This is a genomic window from Legionella sp. km535, from assembly GCF_003990085.1.
Taxonomy (GTDB): Bacteria; Pseudomonadota; Gammaproteobacteria; order Legionellales; family Legionellaceae; genus Legionella; species Legionella moravica.
Genome location: NZ_RZGU01000007.1, coordinates 129,718 through 149,453, shown reverse-complemented (window position 1 = coordinate 149,453; position 19,736 = coordinate 129,718). Strand labels below are relative to the sequence as shown.

Below are 19,736 nucleotides of genomic sequence, written 5' to 3'. Positions count from 1 at the left end.
GTTCACCACTCATTTACTCTCCAAACTCACTTAGACCAACCTCTTTCATTAATTTTATGGTAATAATCCATTTTCAACTTAAAAGAAATCCTGGGATACGGCCCTTTGGGCCTACTCCCAGGCTACGCTAGATGGTTATTTATTGAATAGAAAAAACGGGGTAATTTTTTAGCCGGCGTAGCCTGGGAGTAGGCCCCAAGGGCCGTATCCCAGGTTTTCATTGCTATGCCAGCTTAAGTTCACCACTCATTTACTCTCCAAACTCACTTAGACCAACCTCTTTCATTAATTTTATGGTAATAATCCATTTTCAACTTAAAAGAAATCCTGGGATACGGCCCTTTGGGCCTGCTCCCAGGCTACGCCAGCTGCCTATTTTTCAAGTAATTAATCAAATTTGTTCACAGAGTCTAGGGAGTATTTGAACTAAATGAAGAAAAGTCTTCGTGGAATCATGAAGTTTATCAAAAAAACGGATTGGCTTTTATTTGAACTATAATTGAATCAAGGGGAATAGGTATTCCGGAGAATTCGATTATGAAGAGTCTTGATGATTTAAAGTCACTTGATGCGTTGAAAGAAGGCCTCGAAAAACACAGCGTTCTCAATGTATATCTTTGGTTGAAATACAAATATGAAGAACTCTATCGCCAATTCCCCACTTCTGAGGCACGAGAAACCACTACCTTTATCCAAGCTCGTGATGCGCTTAATACCGAGATCATCGGAAAACTGACTCAAAGCGAGTACAATCGGCCAGCAAAACAGGCACTACGTGATTTTTATGAACTATGCCAGCACATCCTCAATAAAATTGAGATGAAGATTTTAGTTGAGGATGAGGTGGCGGATGAAACTTTATTAACGAATGAATCCCTAAAAAATGAAATCCTTCGTTTGCAGATGGTCAGGTGCGGTATCTATCTGTTTAACTTTTCCAATGTTCAGAACGAGTACAACCGGAATCAACAGTCTGAAGGTCATGATGTTCTTCAATATGAAGAGGGGTTAGTGGTTGGGCAACAAATTAATAACCATGAGGTCCTGATTGGCAGTGACAGGTTTTCAGGGTTAAGAGGAAATAGCTTAAAGACGGCGATCATGAACGAGTTGACCATCAGAATAAACGATTGTCCACGAGATCTTTTGTCGGGCTTTATCGAACGGATTAGGGACTCATATGAGTATCAGTTGCTTCAGACTCGACAGAGTCCCTTATTGCTGGGTACTTTTTTTAAAAGTCAAACAGACTCCATTACTGAACTGGAGCGGATGTTTGATGAAGTAAAAACACCTGGACCGAAAATATAATCAAGTCACGTGTTGCCCGTTGAGTATTTGTTTTTGAAGATTAATTCGAAGCAATCGGAAGGGTGAAACGAAAGGTTGCTCCTTTGCTTTTCACATTTTCTACCCAAATTTGCCCTTCGTGCGCGGCAATAATCTTCTGACAAATGGCTAAACCCAAACCCAGCCCATGTTCTGTAAGGTTGTCTTTGCCCCGATAAAATTTTTTAAATAATTTATTTTTCTCCTCATTGGATATACCTGAGCCAAAATCTTCAATACTGATCACCAGCTGATGTTCTTGGCTATGTACTGAAATATGAATCGGAGTATCAGGAGGTGAATATTTAATGGCATTATCAAAGAGGTGAATAAATACTTCCCTAATCATTTGTGGATCTGCCTGGACCAGGGGTACCTGTTCGGGAATATTGGTTTGTACCGTTCTTTTGTCGAGTCTGTTTTTTGACGATTCAATGACAGAATGAATCACTTCAACGATGGAGGTGGGTGATTTTTTAAAGAGTATTTTCTCTGATTCCAATTGAATTATCAGGTTAAGATTCGTATTTAACCTGTTGAGTTTATCGATTTCATAATCGATATTTTCTTCAATAATTCTGACTTTTGCTCCTTCGATTTTTTTTAAACCATTCACTGCTTTGATTACTTGTTTGAGAGGGGAGCTTAAATCATGCACAATGGTTTGGAGCAATGCTGAACGTGCTTTATCTGTTTCTTTTTCAAGATCTTTTTTTCGCTCTTTATCTTGTAATCGATCAACCTCCAAAGCCAAAGATACATGACTAATACACGATTGTAACAGTTTCATTTGTTCAGGAGTAAAGAGTTGCCCATCTTTGGGTTGAATTCTTAAAACGCCAATGGTTTCAACTGACGATGTAATCGGAAGATATAAGGCTTTTGAGAATGCAAGGGTATCTGTACCTAGCCCAGCCGGTTGCGTCATTTCATATACCCATTGAGCGATACCGTATTCTTTTAAATCCAAAGTCTCGAAAAAGGGGGTATAGGAAGAGGGTTTTAGCTGGTTATTTTTAGGAATGAGTATCAGTACGTCGCTATTAAAGACTTTCGAAATAAAGTTGGTTCCTAATTCGATGATGTGCTCATCTCCCCGTGTTCTGGTTAATTGACGATTCAAAGTATAGAGTGCGGTTGTCTGACTTTGAGTTATACGTGATGATTCTGCCTGGCGTCGAGCAAGTATGGTTAAATTACTAATAATTTGAGAGATAATCAGCATGATCAACAGAGTAAAAAAATATTCTTTATCGGATACTGCGAAACTTTTAACAGGGGGAACAAAGAAAAAGTCAAAAGCCAGGACGCTAAGAATCGAGGACAGAATAGAAGGCCCCAGTCTTCCCAATAAGGCAGTAACAGTTACACCTAACAAATACACCATAACTAAATTGCTGGAAGTCATAACGGGTTCAATCAGGAGATTAATTTCGGTAACCAAGGCCACTATGGCAATAGAAATTCCGTATGATTTCCATGAAAAAGTCTCTGGTTCAGTCTTTTTTTCTGGTTGGGGTTTGGTTTCCTCACCAGTGATCACATAAACGTCAATGTCACCACTTTGACGTAATACTTCATCAGAGAGATTCTTGCGAAACCAGCCTTGCCAGCGGCTTAAAACATGTTTCCATATAATAATTTGCGTTACATTTTGCTCACGGGAAAAATTAATAATTTCTTTAACGATGTCAAAACCTGTTAAAACAAAAGTTTGAGCACCCAGAAGTTCTGCCAAACGCAAATTTTGGATGGCGCTGTTTCGTTGTTGGGATGATGAACGCAGTGTGGGAGTATCAACATAGACCGCTATCCATTCCGCCTGTAAGCTATTAGCTATACGTTTTGCCGAACGAATCAAGCTTTGCACTTCAGGCTTGGGACCCACGCAGACTAAAATTTTATCGCTAGTTGCCCAAATTTCCTTTATGCCTGCATCTTGTCGGTACATTTGGGCATCAAATCCCACCCGGTTTGCAGTTATACGTAAAGCCAGTTCACGTAATGCAATCAAATTGCCTTTTCGAAAAAAATGTTCTCCCGCGAGTTCAGCCTGCTTGGGAAAATAAATTTTTCCATCCTGAAGACGTTTTAGTAATTCTTCCGGAGGAAAGTCAATGAGCTCAATTGCATCTGCTCGTTCTATCATTGAATCGGGAACGGTCTCTTTGATTGGCGCTTGAATGATGCGGGCAACATCATCCTTTAAGCTTTCAATATGCTGTACATTCAGGGTGGTGTAAACGTCAATGCCTTTGTCCAGAAGTTCTTTGATATCCTGCCATCTTTTTTCATGACGTAAACCGGGAACATTGGTATGAGCCATTTCATCAACTAAAATGAGGCCTGGGTGACGTTTCAATGCTGCATCAAGATCGAATTCCTCACACATTCTGTCTTTGTAGTTGACGGTCAGGCGAGGCATTTTTTCTAATTGTTCCAACAAGGCCTCTGTATCAACTCGCCCATGAGACTCTGCGATGCCAACAATCACGTCAAGGTTTTTGGATCTTTTTTCAAGCGCATCATGCAGCATGGCGTAGGTCTTGCCTACTCCAGGAGCTGCTCCAAGATAAATCTTCAGTTTCCCTCGTTGCTCTTTGAGTTCCTCTTTCTGTATCTGTTGCAAAAATTGTTCAGGACTCAGGCGTTGATTGACCATAACTCATCCTTAAGTTATCCAATGCCAGGTTTAACTTTAAAACATTAACCCGTTGCTCACCTAATAGATAGAACGTGCGATGTTCAATATGTTTTTGTACAAGATCTTCAAGTACTTGTTCTGGAATATGGCGCGCATTAGCAATTCTTGGAATTTGGTACCTTGCCGCCAGAGGGCTAATTTCCGGATCCAGACCACTTCCAGAGGCAGTAACTAAATCAACCGGGACTAGATTGTTTGATTCCGAATCCAATTTTTTCAGTTCAGCTACTCTTTCTTTTACGGTTAACAAAAAACTCGGGTTTGAAGGGCCGCTGTTTGATCCTGAAGAGGCTTCACCATTATAGGGAAATAATGGGGTAGCTGATGGACGACCCCAAAAATAACCTGGAGAGGTAAATGATTGTCCGATTAATAACGATCCTACAGGCTTTCCATCTTGAGAAATAATACTTCCATTGGCTTGCCATGGGAACAAAAACTGTGCCACTCCGGTTACAAGAAGCGGATAGATTAATCCGGTTAAAACCGTTAACAGTACAAGTAAAATAAATGCTGTTCTTATTTGTCTGACCGCTTCTTTAAACATAGTGTGTCCTTATACCAATCCTAAGCCTGATAAAATAAAATCAATGAATTTAATGCAGAAAAATGGAACTATCAAACCGCCTAAACCATAAATCAAGACATTCGAGCGCAGCAGTTTGGCCGCCTCCACATGTCGATATTTCACTCCACGCAAAGCCAGTGGAATTAAAAAAATGATAATGATCGCATTATAAATAACAGCGGATAAAATAGCGCTTTTGGGTGTGGCTAAATGCATTATATTCAGTGTGTTTAATGCAGGATAAGTTGCTGCGAATGCCGCAGGAAGAATAGCAAAGTATTTTGCTACGTCATTCGCGATGCTAAATGTCGTTAATGCTCCTCTGGTCATTAATAATTGTTTGCCAATTTCAACTATTTCAATCAGCTTGGTTGGGTTGGAATCCAAATCGATCAAATTACCGGCTTCTTTTGCAGCTTGAGTACCCGTGTTCATCGCAACCGCTACATCTGCCTGTGCCAAGCCAGGGGCATCGTTCGTTCCATCACCTGCCATGGCAACCAAATTGCCCTTGGCTTGCAATTGACGAATCAGTTTCAATTTATCTTCGGGTTTTGCATTAGCTAAAAAATCATCCACTCCCGATTCTGCGGCAATGGCTGCAGCGGTGAGCTCATTATCGCCAGTCACCATGATGGTTTTGATGCCCATGCGCCTTAATTGCATGAAGCGCTCTTTAATGCCTCCTTTGATAATGTCTTTTAAATGGATAACGCCCAGCGCCTGGCTGCCCTCTGTGACAACAAGAGCGGTCCCTCCCTTTCGTGAAATCTGTTCCACAATACTTTGAACGGATTCCGGTAAATGGCTGCCAAGCTCTGTAAGATACTCTTCCATTGCAATGGAGGCTCCCTTACGTATCTGTCGCCCAGGTAAATTCGCACCACTCATGCGCGTTTCTGCTGCAAAGGGAATAAAGGTTGCACCCAGCTGAGTCAAATCCCGTCCGCGCAGCCCATATTTATTTTTTGCTAATATGACGATACTTCTTCCTTCGGGAGTTTCATCGGCAAGTGATGCCAATTGAGCGGCATCGGTTAAGGTTTCTATGCTGACTCCATCAGCGGGTATAAATTCTATGGCTTCACGATTTCCCAGGGTAATGGTTCCCGTTTTGTCGAGCAGCAAGACATCGACATCACCGGCTGCTTCAACGGCATTGCCGGACATGGCAATGACATTGGCCTGAATCATCCTGTCCATGCCAGCAATTCCGATTGCTGAAAGCAATCCGCCTATAGTCGTTGGTGCCAAACAAACAAACAAGGCGACAAGAACGGTGATCGACACCACTTGACCTGCATGTGTAGAATGAACACTGTAAATAGAAAAGGGTAGAAGGGTGGTACAAACCAATAAAAAGATAATCGTAAGGGTAGCAAGCAGTATCGTCAGTGCCAGTTCATTGGGTGTTTTCTGCCTTTTTGCCCCTTCAACCAGTGCGATCATGCCATCTAAAAAAGTCTCTCCGGGGTTAGACGTGATGCGTATAATTAACCAATCCGAGATAACCTGTGTTCCTCCAGTAACTGCATTGCGATCCCCTCCGCTTTCTCTGATTACTGGTGCACTTTCACCGGTAATGGCGCTTTCATTAACTGAGGCAATTCCCTCAATAACTTCGCCGTCACTTGGAATAAAATCTCCCATTTCAACCAATACTATATCCCCTGCACGTAAAAGAGCGGATTGGACTAATGTAATTTTGCCGTCCCGGGATGGTTTAGAGAGTTTTTTGGCTTGAATTTCCCGTCGTGCTTTTTTTAATGACTGAGCCTGGGCTTTTCCACGGCCTTCGGCCATACTTTCTGCAAAATTGGCAAAAAACAAGGTGATCCACAAGAGTAATGTAATTGCTAAAATAAAACCAGGAGAGGATTCGCCTTGCCCTGTCACAGATTGGATGAACAGGAGTGTGGACAGAATGGAGCCAATATAAACACAGAACATTACCGGATTGCGTACCTGATTTTGAGGTACCAGTTTTGTAATGGATTGCCATAATGCCTGTTTGATAATTTTAATGTCCCACATGGAACGGTGAAGTTTATTGTCCATAAGATCCCCCAAGCATCAACTGTTCAGCAATTGGTCCTAATGCCAATGCTGGAAGAAACGAAAGGGCACCGATAAGAATCAGGACGCCGAGAAGCAGAAAAATAAAAAGAGGCGAATGAGTGGCCAGTGTCCCAGCGCTGCTGATAGTAATTTTTTTTCGCGCCAGCGAGCCTGCAATCGCCATGATGGAAATAGCTATCCAGTATCTGGATAGTAGCATTATGGCACCTCCTAATATGGTGTAAAAAGGAGTGTTTGCATTCAGGCCTTCAAACGCACTGCCATTATTGCTGCCCATGGATGTGAAGGCGTAAAGGATTTCACTAAAGCCATGGGCTCCAGGGTTGGCAATTGTACTCGTACCCATCTGGGTCACTGAACCTACTGCAGTAGAAAGTAGCACCGTCAGTGGTAGGATTAATACCGCTATTGCGGCCATTTTCATCTCAAATGGCTCGATTTTTTTTCCTAAATATTCAGGCGTTCGTCCAACCATTAAGCCTGCGATAAATACAGTAATGATCACCAGCATGAGCATGCCGTATAAACCTGAACCTACCCCACCAAAAATTACTTCACCCAAATGCATCATCCATAAAGGAACAAAGCCTCCAATGGGAGTATAGGAATTAAGCATGGAATTCACTGAGCCATTAGCTGCCGCGGTGGTTGCTGTAGTCCATAGTGCTGAATTAACAATCCCGAATCGGGTTTCTTTTCCTTCCATGTTGCCGCCAGGGAATCCATCCAATTGGCTTACCTGATTTACTCCCATTTGAGTCAACGCAGGGTTACCTGTTTGCTCTGAATACACGCCAAGAAAAACAAACGGAATAAACATGAGGTACATTGCTGTCAGAATAGCCCAACCTTGACGCTTGTCGTTAACCATCATTCCAAAGCTATAACATAAGGAGGCCGGGATGAGCAGGATCGCCAGCATTTCTAAAAAATTGGTTAGCGGGGTTGGATTTTCAAAGGGATGGGCTGAATTGACATTAAAAAAGCCCCCTCCGTTAGTTCCTAATTGTTTGATTGCCACTTCAGATGCTACTGGCCCCATTGGAATGACCTGTTGCGTTACATTTATGTTCTCTGTGGTTGGCGTATTATTTACAATGGGTTGCGTATAATTAAACGGCTGAATTAAGTGAACGGTTTGGTTGGGTTTTAAATTTTGTATGACTCCTTGTGACACCAGGATTAAGGCAAAAAGGAATGAGAGAGGTAACAGGATGTACAGTATTCCTCGCAGGGTATCTACCCAAAAATTTCCAAGATCACTGCTTTCGTGATTTACAATTCCTCGAGTTAAGGCCATTAATAACGACATGCCCGTTGCTGCAGAGAGGAAATTTTGCGATGTCAGGGCGAGCATTTTGGTGAAATAGCTCATTGTTGTATCGTTGCCATAGGCTTGCCAATTTGAATTCGTAGCAAAACTGACTGCTGTATTAAATGCCAAATATGGTGAAGGAGATGAATAATTTTGGGGGTTTAACGGCAGGAACACTTGAAGTCTTTGCACCAGGTAGACTATTAATAAACCGAGTACGTTAAACAGCAGCATTGCTGATAAATAGCGTTTCCAATCCATAGCCTGATTGGGATCAATACCGCACAGCTTGTATATGAGTCGTTCTATGGGGCTGCCAATACGATTTATTGCAGAGAGTTTCCCTTGATAAACCCTAGCCATATACCAGCCTAATGGTTTAACCAATAAAAGAAGAACTAAAAGATAGAAAGAAATTTGCATCATGCTCATTTCAGAAATCATAGAATCCATTCCCTATATGAAGGCTAAAAAAGTTCGGGTTTAAATAAAACGATCAATAAATAGATAAGTAAGCCTAAAGTAATTAGTCCGCTAATCCAATAAATATCCATTACTCGCTCCGTGATAATGAATCATAAAATCTGATTACGCCTTTGCAAAGACAAAAAAACAGTACTGTAGATAATATGAATAGAATATCTTCCATAATGTTCTCTATGTGTTAGGAAAATGATAAAACATAATCCGCTTATTGGTACAATTCAATACTTATTGTCTGTCATCATTTATAATTTAGCAGATTAATGCCTTGAATATCAGAGGTTGTTGATATTTGATTTATAGATGCAGTATTTATGCCACATATTTAATAGATTTTAAGGTTACAAGAAACCTGCATCAATTGGGATGCAGGTGAATTAGGGGCTGTTGACCTTCCATTATTTTCAAGCCTACTTTCCACGACTTGTTCGCGGAATCGAGAGATCTCGCGCAAACCAGCAACATATTGCGCCTATAAAGATTGAATTGGATCAACTATGTTTCAGCATCAAGCAGTTGCTCTAGTTGAATAAATCCCAGCCGAAATCCCGCGGCGAAGACCGCGGGATCCAATACTTCAATGCCACCATCATGGATCCCGCGGTCTTCGCCGCGGGAATTCGCGTGATATGTGAGTATATACTGCATTTCGAATTTCCGCGGCTGTGACCGCGGAATCCAGAGAGTAGAACTGAACAGGTTTTTCGAAGATGTGTATAAGATTCAGGTCATAGCCTCGGGAATTCGGTTGAGATGGGAACTAATGCTGCTCTTCGGATTTCTGTGGCTTTGATTCTGGGATTCAGGATAGCTGCGCTAGCTTATTGGATCCCGAGAATAAGTCGCGGGACGTCGAAACATGTATTGGCAACAGACCCTAATATTAAGTAAAAAAATAAATAGAGACATCATGTACATGCTGTCTTTATGAGGCTCGGAGCGAGACAACGCGCAGTCGGTGACCATCTGGATCCAGAGCAAGAAATGTATAACCATAGGGCAGGGACGTTGGGGGTTGCGCCATCTTGATGCCTTTCATTTGCCATTCTGCAAATAATTCATCAACCTGCGTGGGATTTTGGACTGTGAATGCTAATTCAACACCGTCTTTGTTGTCGGCTACCGGGATAGCGGTATGCATTGCTTTTAACGCCAGACTCATTCCATTGGATAAGGGGAATGAATGGAATGATGATGACGCCTCTACCGGTTTAATTTTTAGTAAATCCTGATAAAAGCTGCTGCTTAATTCAAGATCATCGACATAAAGCACAATTGCGTTTGGTTCAAACATAATGAGTTACTCGTTATGGTTATGGTTAGGGTTGAACTCAGTTTATAACTACATGCTGACAATTATTGTCAGTAGATAATGCCTGAAATTTAACAAATGATGCCGCTGTTTTGTTGGGTCATGGTGACCCAACAGATGCTGTGGCTTATAAGAGGGCTGATTAAGAACATTTATACAGTGACTACAATTTTCCCGATTTGTTCATTGGATTCCATATATTGATGAGCATTAACGATCTGATCCAGAGAGAAGGTCTTAGCTATAATCGGTTTAAATGTGCCTTTCTTAATATGATTGAATATGTATTGTTCTGCTTTTTTACGCAGCTCAGATACTGTTGACAGTTCAAATAATGTATAAGCTCTTATCGATAAGCCTTTGTTTAATGCTGTAAAAAGCGGATAGGGCGTGGCTTCATGTGACAACGCACCATAAACAAAAATGATACCCAGGGATGCCGCGGCTTCAGCAAGTGCTTCCAGCCCTTTTCCAGCTACTGGATCAAAAATAAGTCGTGCACCTTTACCTGTGGTGATTTCATGAACACGAGCAGGTATATTCTCCTCATCAGTGACAATCACATGGTCTGCTCCCAGTTTTAATAACTCGGCTTTTTTCTTTTGCGTTCGAGTGGTTGCAATGCTGATGGCTCCTTCTGCTTTTACAATCTCAATCGCTGCTATTCCGACGCTGCTACTGGCCGCAGTGATTAAAACATAATCGCCTTTTGTGATTTTGCCATAATGAACTAAAGCGCCATAGGCCGTCATGTACGGCATCCAGATTGAGGTTGACTCAGCGAAAGAAAGTTCTTCGGGATATTCTGCAAGCGCATATGCAGGTACAATGGCCACTTCTCCATAAACACCGTATTTACTTATATCAAAACAAGGAACAGTACTGAGTTTTTTGCCTATTATTCCTTGATCAACTCCTGGACCTACTGCTTCAACGATGCCGGAGGCCTCATAACCAATTTTGGATGGTAACTGCGGATTTACAAGATACTGTCCACGGCGAAACATCACTTCCGCCCGATTTAAACCAATTGCATGTACTCGAAGGCGTACTTCTCCAGCTTCGGGTTCGGGTAATGGCATTTCCTCTAATTGCAACACTTCAGGACCGCCAGTTTTGTGAAAGCGAACAATCTTGGTCGTAGTTATTGACATAGTATTTCCTTATGAAGAGATTGAAAAAATGATGGGAAGTGCACACATGTCTCCCATTGGTTAATGAAGGCGATGCCATGTATCACATTGCCAGCTTTGAAGAAATTGAAAAAGTATCGGCGTTCATTGAAGACCTGCAAAATCAGGTGGATGAAGCAATCGATCCTTTGAACGATAATTAATTAGTATAAACTCAAACAGTTTAACTGCCTCCAAAACAGGCATTGAGGGTGACGGCATTGTCTTTCGGAAGCCAGTGACCGTAATTTTCTCCATGCCAAAGACGGGTTTCTTCAAGTTTTGCTTCAACAATTTGTTTTGTGAGTCCTTTTCGCTCAATCCATTGACCACAACGCTTTTTAATTTGTCTGCGAATTTGGCCGCGCATAAATGAGTAACGACAAGGGTTGTAGGCTTCATTGAAATTATCCGAGATGTAAGGCTTTAACAGGTTCTCTTTGTTGACGTGTTGTGCAAACTCCCATTGATTGTTCTTTAGTACCAGAATTGGCGGAAGAGTTTTGTTTCCTATTTTTACGGGGTGACCAATATTCATATAAAATTTCCAGCCAGCGTAGTTGGCCGATAAATCTCCATTGGAATAAACGCCATTAATCAAGGTACCTAAGTAGGTTTGTTCCAGAATTTGACCGTAAGTGACGATCGCTGCATGGGCTTTTTTAGCAGATTTCCCATGATTCAGGAAATACGTATAAATTTTATAATACGTATGGCCCATCATAAAAAAATGCCCTAACTTGTCAGTACCAAAATAGTAGTCGTACATATTGATTGTTGGTGCCAAGCCAATAATAAACAGAGGAGATTGTGAAAAAACCAGCCAGTATACTGTGTTCCAGGGCTTGAATTCTTTATATTGCATGGGCTTGATGTCGACTGGTAACTGGCTCCAGCGCATCCAGCGGGGAAAGCCAGGTCCTGTTTTTTCATAAATTAAATCAACGAGATAGGAATCATTACGTCGTGATGCTAATTTTGCAGCGGCAAGCCGACTGTTTTTGGCTCTTGGCAGCAGCATTCGGATTTCTGAATTGGTTTGCGCTACTATGTGTTCGAGAACTTCATACAGTCTGCTGCTTGCAGCCGGACCAATGTCTTGCAATTCGCCAGGGGGAAGAGTGAATTGATCGGTTTCTTCCGCTTGAGTGGTCTGTATCCAGCACATGCTTAGTAAAACAATTAAATAGAACATCCTTTTAAACATCATAATTCCTTTTCCTGCCATGAGTCAGTACCAACATTAGAATACACATTTCGTCTGGCTGTCTACACCTCTTAACAATTTAAATGATGGCAAATACACCTGATTTTGTTTTATCCTGCGGGTATTGAAATAAAATCCATTTTTTACCTTGGCTAGCAAATGAAGTGTGGAATGTATCTGAGGCAATAAAAAGCATCAAGAACATAGAGTAAAATAGTCAGCACATGGTGTTGCTTGCAGGATGATGTAGTAATCCTGGGTAATTGATTCCTATATTTGCTTGTTATTGATCATAGGGTTCATTTTTTCATCAAATGTTGTAGAATATGTTGTATTTATTTTTGGCAGACTTCAACTTGGAAATTAAAGAAAAAAAACTCCCTGAGCAAAAAACGTATTCTCAGAATATCGCCTTATTTGTAGCCGCGGCATTAGCCAGTTATGCATTACTTAAAAAAGGTAATTATAAAGCCGCATTAATCTTTTATCCCAAAGCAGGGGGTGGGGGAGTCAATTTTTATAAAAAGAAACCTGATGGCAAGTTGCATCGGATGTTTGCTGTAGATTACCACCCGTTCAAAGATCCAAAAACCCAACAAAATCAATGGCGTTTCCATTATCATAGAGGAAAAAATTCCAGTCAGATGAATAAACATCGACCTTATCAAGGGGGGTGGTAGTCTATAAAATCGAATACAGGCAAGGGCATTATATGATTTTTCAATAGCTCCTATTAATAACAAATCGTTCTATTTTTGTTCTCGAAGACTTATAATGAGGCTGTAACCAATGATAGGAGTAACACAAAATGGCAACAGTTTATGAATTTTTAGGTCTTCAACCCACTGCTGATTTTAAAGAATTAAAAAAAGCATATCGTACCAAAGCGTTTGAAAATCACCCGGATCATGGCGGTGATGAGGAGATCTTTAAGGATTTACAAAAAGTATGGTCTTTAATTGGTGAAGAGGCAAAAGCTCTGGCCTATTATAATCGGTTTACCGCACAGGAAATCAAACCTGATTGGAATCAACCTGATGCAGGCTCAAGCTCTGCTTCAAGAGCCCCATCATACAGTAGTTCGTACCCAGCCTATTCATCAACATCTTCTGCTGAATGGGGTGCAGCTAATATTCCAACGAACCCGAGAGTTTCAAAATTGCCACAAAGTACCACACCCTTTGTGCCCAAGAGTGGCGGATTTATGGGATTTTTTTCGTCACCTAATGTTGGTGATTTTATATTCCGTTCAGTTAACACTACTCTCCTTGTCTGCTCCCGCGAGTCTTCAGATAGAGCTTTAGGCTTCGCTATAGGCAAACTTTTTGAGCAGCTTGATCCCTCTTCTACTGCTAATGAATTAATAACTTCATTTAAGCAATTATTAAGCATCATGGTTGAGCATGCTGATTTACATTCCGCAACAGATAACAAGAAATATTTTCTTATGAACCAGTTAGCAGAGCTTGTTGGAAAAAGGGTAACTTTAGAGAGCTATCATGTGGTCCTCGCTGATTATGCAAGAGCTTATGTTTCAGTAGAAGCTGTTGCTTTATTAACGGAACCTCAATCAGAACCTTGCAGTTCTGCCCCACAATTAAACTAATCAATCGAGCGCCCTCCATGTGTGTGGAGGGTATTTTTTTTATTGATAGTTCGTTATCATGTCATTATTCCTCTTTGAATCAATAATTACCCCAAAAAGCCACAATCTTATCTTCAAGTGTACTTTTTAATTCGGTCAGTTTGTTTATGTTTACTTATCAATACCATCAGCCAGAAGAATATCGTTGCAGTCTCGATTCAATTCAGCTGGCATTGTTCGTTGCAGACCAATTACGAAATCGGCACGATCTGAACCTGTTGCGCGTACTCGATCTGTGTGCTGGTTCCGGCGTTATAGGTATGGAGCTTACCTGGCATCTACCTGAACTAAGGCATATTGATTTTATGGATGTTCAAGCTGTTTATACGGATTATTTTCATAAAAATGTCGCTGTGATTAACAGGCCTGAGTTGCAATTACACTGGCATTTGGCTAATTATGATTGCTTAATAGAAGATCAATGGACTAATCAATTTGACTTGATCGTGAGTAATCCTCCTTATTTTCACCAAGGGCATGGAGTGCTTTCGCCTTTTGAATTTAAAAATCGTTGCCGCTTTTTTATAGACAGCTCCTTTGACAATTTCATTAAGGCCTTAGCCAATTCATTGGCTGTTGGTGGCGAGGCGTATTTTTTACTGCGGCCATTAAAACAACATGGCTATGATTTGCTGGGTGATATCAGGAATTTATTGAGGGATACCCCATTGATTCTAAATAACATAGCCAATATTCGTGGCAATGAGGTTATTTTTTTGAAAAAAATGCCGTCTTAATACCGCTATTAATCGAGGAGTCGCTGACCGTTGATTTGTGCAATGAATCACGAATGCCAGCAACACACCCTGTTAGATTATGGATTAAATGGTGCAAGGGTGAACTCATTGATTTGACCGTTAATAAGGGCTCTTTCTCCTTTTGCAGCACGCCCCGATGTCAGTTGATGAAGTACAGGAAATTTACACTCAGGGGACAATAAGTACTGGTGCAAGACTTCAACACGTCTAAAATCACGTTGTGCAGGTTTATACAAAGAGGAGATACTGGGGGATTCGAATGTATTTTCCCAATAAAGAGTGGATTTCTTTTTACCAATCCATTGATATAAAGCTGGAGGTGGTGTTTTTAATTGGGGTTCGTGCGGGTTTTCGTTATTCCAGTTAGTAATTAATACCCATTGGATAAAATGAGAAAAATCACCGTGTGTATGCCCCTGAAACACATTGTCTTTAAATAATGCGCCTGATTCAATTACGGAAAAGAATGTTTTGATGCTCATAATGGACTTCAACCGGGCATATCCCATAAAACCATTGTGTTTGGCCCATTCACACAAGTAACTGGATAATAATTTTTGATGTTTGAGTACTTCGCCTTCTTTAAATCCTTCTAAAAGTTGTGTTTCTTTGTTGAAGCGTTCTTCCGCGTGTGCTTGCAGGCTTTTTTCCAAATGCTCCAATTGCTTTAATACTTCATGTTCATTGGATAGAAATTTTGCTACTCGTATTAAATCCTGTTTTTTATCCGATAAACCCTCGTCGAATTCATATATCCGACGTAATTCTTGAGTAATTTGTTCATCAGTCAATCGGTTGTTTTGAACCTGGTGGCAAGCATGTAACATTTCCTCTTTTAATTCGGCAGTATAATGTGCATGAATATATTTCTGGAGGGGTTGAAATAAGTGTTCCATGAAAAATGGTGCCAGGCTGTCATCCTGGATGAACTGAATTCTGAAGTCTTTATTTTGCAATAAATAAGCAAATACTCGAATCACCATCGGTTGGTTTTTGTGTTCCAGAACCATCAGTTTTTTTAGTTGGTCCGAATAGCTGTAACAGGATAATCCTCTGGCATATAAAAGTACTTGTGCCGTTTCATTGTGTTTCGTTATATTCTCGAATGTTTTATTATAACCGATGATTCTAGTAATTTTTTCGGCGATGGTTTCGGACATTTCTTCACTGATAAAGTGTATCATGTCTTCTGAATTGCCTTGAGATGCTAATTGTTTCAGGGTTTCAATAAATTCCTGACAGTCTAATTCGGGTTTTTTCGATTCGGGTCGATTTAACAGTTTATAAACCTGTTCATTTGTTGCGGACATAAGAATGCTGTTTTAAACGTGCTTTATCAAGTGTTCTTTTGTGAATTGATTGTACTGTATCCAGATTAAGTAAATATTAAATACGGATTACATTCAGAGTAACAACAGGCCTTTTGATAATTATCTAGTAAATCAACTCAGTTTTGCCAGAAACAATATGTCCACTCTTTCTTTGTCTGTTTATAAAGTTATTTACCCTTGTTTGATTTTTTTCCAGATAATTAATTGCTGACCGTTTACTAATGCCGTTTCTGAATTGAGGTGATTCCAATTCATTATATCCTGAGTGGTAACCTTGTAGAGCATTTCGAGTGTTTTATAAGATTCGTTGGGTTGCACAATATGAATGACTCGGTATACGGTTCCTTTGATTGAGGTTTGGCTTAAGAATTTTGATTTAGATATTTCATGGAAGGGTAATACAGGAGAATTTTTCGAGCTTGGAATTAACAACACCTGATTGGGGCGTATGGACTGATCAGACAGACGATTTAGTTTTTTAATTAAAGTGATTGTCGTGTGATACTGCCTGGCAATACTTCGTAAACTATCGCTCGGAAGAACCAGATGTTTGGTCCAGCTGACTCGTTTATCGACAGGTGAATGAGATAAATTGAAATAAAACTGAGTCACTTTCGCGATAGGGATCAGCAAGGTAAAGGGTTTATACGGTGCTGTAGCCCATCGGTTATAACCCGGATTTAATTTGGTCAACTCACTAACTGTGATACCCGCTAACCTGGCCGCATGACTCAAGTCAATTTGACTGCCAATATTCACTTCTTCAAAATAGGGCCGAAAGGGCATGGCAGGGAGATTAATTTTATAAGCTTTGGGGTTGCTCATGATCTCTGCCAGGGCTAAAAATCGCGGCACGTACACCTGGGTTTCTTTAGGGACATTTAATTCCCAAAAACTCACAGGACGATTATTCGAAGTTTGGGCTTTAATTGCCCTGCCTATGGCTCCTTCGCCTGCATCGTAGGCGGCAATGGAGAATATCCAGTTTCCATTAAATACTTTATTGAGGCGCATCAAGTGGGTGAGTGCTGCATCCGTTGAATGATTAATGCTTCTTCTGCCATCAAACCACCAGTCCTGGATTAAGCCCAATTGATTTCCTGTCACAGGCATGATCTGCCATAAGCCTGCAGCACCAACTTTGGAATAAGCAAATGGGTCATAGGCACTTTCAATCATAGGAAGCAGTGCTAATTCTCCCGGTAAATTTCTTCTTTGAATTTCTCGAGTCACATGATAGAGATAGGGTTCAGCCTTCTGGCAGACCTTGGTGATAAAGCCCGGATGATCCAAAAGCCAGCGAATTTGATCCTGAACTTCAGGGCGGTTAATTTCATGGCTCATTTTGAATTCATTGCGCAAAACATCCCACACATCAATGGATTGATTTGCTTTTGTGTGAGTACTGAACAGACACAAGATAAGGCAACTGAATAGCAACTGTATTTTTTTACTGATAAATGTCTTATTCAAATTACCATTCCTACTCTATGAAGCTTTTATGGAGTTAGTTTACAATACATTGCTGATACATACTCAGAACAATTCTGAGCAATTCTTATAAAATATACTCTTCTTCGAACCTTGCATAAAGCTCTTATCTAAATCCACGGATAGAATGGGTATTAGGGATTAAAATTAGCTTGAATAGAGGAGTCAATCATTTTCTAAATATTGGGTTAACACACCCAGTGCATCAAAGTTAATGGATAATGGAAGATCATTCGAAGAGCAATACCTATGCGTATTGTCAGTCCTCTTGATAAAATGAAAAAGCAAGATGACTTGCTTTTTCATTTTAAAAGAAAATTTATGGATTATCTTGGGGACATTTGATTGTATTCTCTTTCAAGTTCCTGCTTCATTTCTTGCAAAACTCTTGGACCTAAAGCTACGCGAAGAGCCTTAGAATTCTCAAAACCCATCAATTGGGCTTTTTCGTCCAAACGTTGAGTGATTGCCGATTCTTTTGCTCTTGATGAACTTGATGAGGTCAGCCCAAAAAAGCTGCCTACATAATCTAATAATCCCCCAGATGGTGCCCTGCTAACAGGACGTGATGCTGCAGGTGATTGATTTTCAGCATTAAAGCGAGTTCTCAATTCCTCTCTCTCCTCTTTTGTTCTACTTGACCAGAATTCAGTCACGCACAATCCGTTTCGCTCGTTTCGAAGAGTGGATAAAAATTGCTTCAGTTCCAGAGTTAATTCCTCATCTGCTGGTGAAGAGCTGCTTGGTTCCGCTGTAGGTTCGTTACTACTACTGCTACTCACCGGATAATGGGCTGGTTCTGCTGTTTGTTCGGTTTCATGTACAATGCTTTGGGTGTGCCAGAAGTCCATTGGATTGTCTAAAGCGCTAATAGCCTGAATGTTTGGATCGTCTTCATTTACAGAATTTAGCATGAGAAGTGCACACGCAAGGAGCGTTGGTTGGGCATGTGACGCTAAAGCGTGACAAGAAGCTTCATTAAATACCCGAGGATTCTGTTGAGTCATATATTCTAAGTATTTTATGGCATGTCTGACATTTTCTCGTTGCTCTGAATCAGAAATGGGATTAACAAAACGAGTTATGGCGGTTTCTAATGTAAAATCTTCTGCAACAACTGGAGTCGACGAGCTGGCAGCGCCGGCTGATTCCAGTTGCTCTGGAGCAGAAACGGGATTAACAGAATGAGTTATGGTGGTTTCTAATGTCAAATCTTCTGCAACAACCGGAGTTGACGAGCTGGCAGCGCCGGCCGATTGCTGTAGGGATTGTTGCAACGCATTGAGTTGTTCTGATAAATAGGCTGTAACTACTGCTTCTTTCAGTTCGGCATTTTCTTCCAGGGACGCGGGCAATGTTTGGGCAAATTCTGCAGTATTTACCAGTTCATTCAATGCATTTTCAGGATTTCGGTCTCTGAACTCGTTTAAAAAAGCATTTAAAGATCTTTGTTGCAGTACTTCTGCCTCAAGCATCCCACTTGGAAGCTCTTCACGCAAGGCAACGATTAATTGATTTATGTCATTTTGGATCTGAGGGCTGAACATGGTGGTATCAAGTCCTTGTAATCCATAGCGAAGGGTTCTTTTTTGCCGAACATTTAGACGAGGATTATCTAAATTCTGACCACGCTGAATGGAGATTTGTTCATAAGCTTTGCTGAAGATTCCCAAAAGCGTTTGTACTTCTGCGCTGCTTCTTCTGTTCAATCCCTTATTTGTTTTAAGATCAATATCGCCAGTAATAATGCCCACAATATTGGCTGAGCTGTGTATACCACAACTCCACTGGTCATCTTGTTGAATAATTTGTGATGTAGGTCGCACTATTCTGTAGCCTTCTAAAACACCATAATCAATTGCTGTTTGGATTTGACTAACTGCTTCACCATAATACTGGTTGATGGAATCAACAACATGACATTCATGATTTTGAGTATCAATGACCACTGCAACTGAATGCCGACCTTGTCTGGTAGGTAATGAAAAAATAGTATAACGCTTGTCCTGAGGAATTTTGTTTATGAGTTGCATAAAGAGTTCAAAGTCTTCGCCGGGTGTATCTTGGCCCACATGAATTGCGTTAATATCCGTATGCCCATTTTCACGTAATACTTCGAGTGCACTGTAAATAATGATGTCATTGTCAAAGTCAAGGAATTTTTGCTGATAACTTCTGACGATCGCTTGTTGTTCAAGTGCCGAGAGCGAAGTGTAGGGCTGATAAATCCAAGGCATGTTAATCTCCTTCAGGTTGAATATTAAGTTCAGTAACAGCAGTATTGATTGGGGGGATTTATTCACAGCTGTTTTAATTATTATCCATGTTCTAGCTTAAGGAAG

The 19,736-nt window shown here is 40.7% G+C and carries 16 protein-coding genes; 5 read left to right on the top strand and 11 right to left on the bottom strand.

All coding sequences use genetic code 11. The annotated features are described in order from the left end of the window. Window positions 1-537: 537 nt before the first annotated feature. On the top strand, window positions 538-1,311 hold the full coding sequence (locus tag ELY21_RS06135; protein WP_127107840.1) for a hypothetical protein: 774 nt from the start codon (window positions 538-540) through the stop codon (window positions 1,309-1,311). A gap of 40 nt (window positions 1,312-1,351) precedes the next feature. Here ELY21_RS06135 and ELY21_RS06130 read toward each other — a convergent pair whose 3' ends face one another. From ELY21_RS06130 to ELY21_RS06100, 7 genes are all read right to left on the bottom strand, one after another. Further along, entirely contained in the window at window positions 1,352-3,991 is a 2,640-nt protein-coding gene (locus ELY21_RS06130) for a sensor histidine kinase KdpD (RefSeq protein WP_158618523.1), read from the bottom strand. Beyond that, window positions 3,966-4,580 carry a potassium-transporting ATPase subunit KdpC gene (kdpC, locus tag ELY21_RS06125; RefSeq protein ID WP_127107838.1) on the bottom strand — a complete coding sequence of 205 codons (615 nt, stop codon included), beginning with the start codon at window positions 4,578-4,580 and terminating at the stop codon, window positions 3,966-3,968. The genes ELY21_RS06130 and kdpC overlap by 26 nt, the downstream gene beginning before the upstream one ends. Window positions 4,581-4,589: 9 nt before the next feature. Beyond that, window positions 4,590-6,659 carry a potassium-transporting ATPase subunit KdpB gene (kdpB, locus tag ELY21_RS06120; RefSeq protein WP_127107836.1) on the bottom strand — a complete coding sequence of 690 codons (2,070 nt, stop codon included), beginning with the start codon at window positions 6,657-6,659 and terminating at the stop codon, window positions 4,590-4,592. Beyond that, window positions 6,649-8,439 carry a potassium-transporting ATPase subunit KdpA gene (gene kdpA / locus ELY21_RS06115; RefSeq protein ID WP_199741649.1) on the bottom strand — a complete coding sequence of 597 codons (1,791 nt, stop codon included), beginning with the start codon at window positions 8,437-8,439 and terminating at the stop codon, window positions 6,649-6,651. The genes kdpB and kdpA overlap by 11 nt, the downstream gene beginning before the upstream one ends. Window positions 8,440-8,462: 23 nt before the next feature. Then, entirely contained in the window at window positions 8,463-8,549 is an 87-nt protein-coding gene (gene kdpF, locus ELY21_RS16025; RefSeq protein WP_035921857.1) for a K(+)-transporting ATPase subunit F, read from the bottom strand. 854 nt (window positions 8,550-9,403) lie between these two features. Beyond that, window positions 9,404-9,772 carry a VOC family protein gene (locus ELY21_RS06105; protein ID WP_127107834.1) on the bottom strand — a complete coding sequence of 123 codons (369 nt, stop codon included), beginning with the start codon at window positions 9,770-9,772 and terminating at the stop codon, window positions 9,404-9,406. A gap of 170 nt (window positions 9,773-9,942) precedes the next feature. After that, window positions 9,943-10,944: a zinc-dependent alcohol dehydrogenase family protein gene (locus ELY21_RS06100; protein WP_127107832.1), complete on the bottom strand. Its 1,002-nt coding sequence runs from the start codon at window positions 10,942-10,944 to the stop codon at window positions 9,943-9,945. Window positions 10,945-10,982: 38 nt separating this feature from the next. Here ELY21_RS06100 and ELY21_RS15575 point away from each other — a divergent pair, with 38 nt between their 5' ends. Then, the gene (locus ELY21_RS15575; protein WP_158618522.1) at window positions 10,983-11,126 is read left to right on the top strand and encodes a hypothetical protein; all 144 of its coding nucleotides are present in this window, start codon (window positions 10,983-10,985) and stop codon (window positions 11,124-11,126) included. A gap of 20 nt (window positions 11,127-11,146) precedes the next feature. On the opposite strand, the gene ELY21_RS06095 is transcribed toward ELY21_RS15575, so the two are convergent. Then, complete coding sequence (locus tag ELY21_RS06095; RefSeq protein WP_127107830.1) at window positions 11,147-12,172, bottom strand: hypothetical protein; 1,026 nt, start codon at window positions 12,170-12,172, stop codon at window positions 11,147-11,149. 323 nt (window positions 12,173-12,495) lie between these two features. Between ELY21_RS06095 and ELY21_RS06090 the strand changes: the two genes are divergently transcribed. The 3 genes from ELY21_RS06090 (at window position 12,496) to ELY21_RS06080 (ending at window position 14,551) form a co-directional block, all read left to right on the top strand. Further along, the gene (locus ELY21_RS06090; protein WP_028384188.1) at window positions 12,496-12,849 is read left to right on the top strand and encodes a hypothetical protein; all 354 of its coding nucleotides are present in this window, start codon (window positions 12,496-12,498) and stop codon (window positions 12,847-12,849) included. Window positions 12,850-12,977: 128 nt separating this feature from the next. After that, window positions 12,978-13,775, top strand: coding sequence for a J domain-containing protein (locus ELY21_RS06085; RefSeq protein WP_127107828.1), 798 nt, complete (start codon window positions 12,978-12,980; stop codon window positions 13,773-13,775). Window positions 13,776-13,921: 146 nt separating this feature from the next. Beyond that, the gene (locus tag ELY21_RS06080; RefSeq protein WP_127107826.1) at window positions 13,922-14,551 is read left to right on the top strand and encodes a methyltransferase; all 630 of its coding nucleotides are present in this window, start codon (window positions 13,922-13,924) and stop codon (window positions 14,549-14,551) included. 77 nt (window positions 14,552-14,628) lie between these two features. Here ELY21_RS06080 and ELY21_RS06075 read toward each other — a convergent pair whose 3' ends face one another. The 3 genes from ELY21_RS06075 to ELY21_RS06065 all read right to left on the bottom strand — a co-directional run bounded on the left by ELY21_RS06075 (window position 14,629) and on the right by ELY21_RS06065 (window position 19,631). Continuing rightward, window positions 14,629-15,882, bottom strand: coding sequence for a LirA/MavJ family T4SS effector (locus tag ELY21_RS06075; protein WP_127107824.1), 1,254 nt, complete (start codon window positions 15,880-15,882; stop codon window positions 14,629-14,631). A gap of 192 nt (window positions 15,883-16,074) precedes the next feature. Continuing rightward, window positions 16,075-17,376 carry a transglycosylase SLT domain-containing protein gene (locus ELY21_RS06070; protein WP_127107822.1) on the bottom strand — a complete coding sequence of 434 codons (1,302 nt, stop codon included), beginning with the start codon at window positions 17,374-17,376 and terminating at the stop codon, window positions 16,075-16,077. A 344-nt stretch (window positions 17,377-17,720) separates the two neighbouring features. Beyond that, window positions 17,721-19,631 (bottom strand): hypothetical protein, encoded by a 1,911-nt coding sequence (locus ELY21_RS06065; protein WP_127107821.1) that lies wholly within the window; start codon window positions 19,629-19,631, stop codon window positions 17,721-17,723. Between the last annotated feature and the right edge of the window lie 105 nt (window positions 19,632-19,736).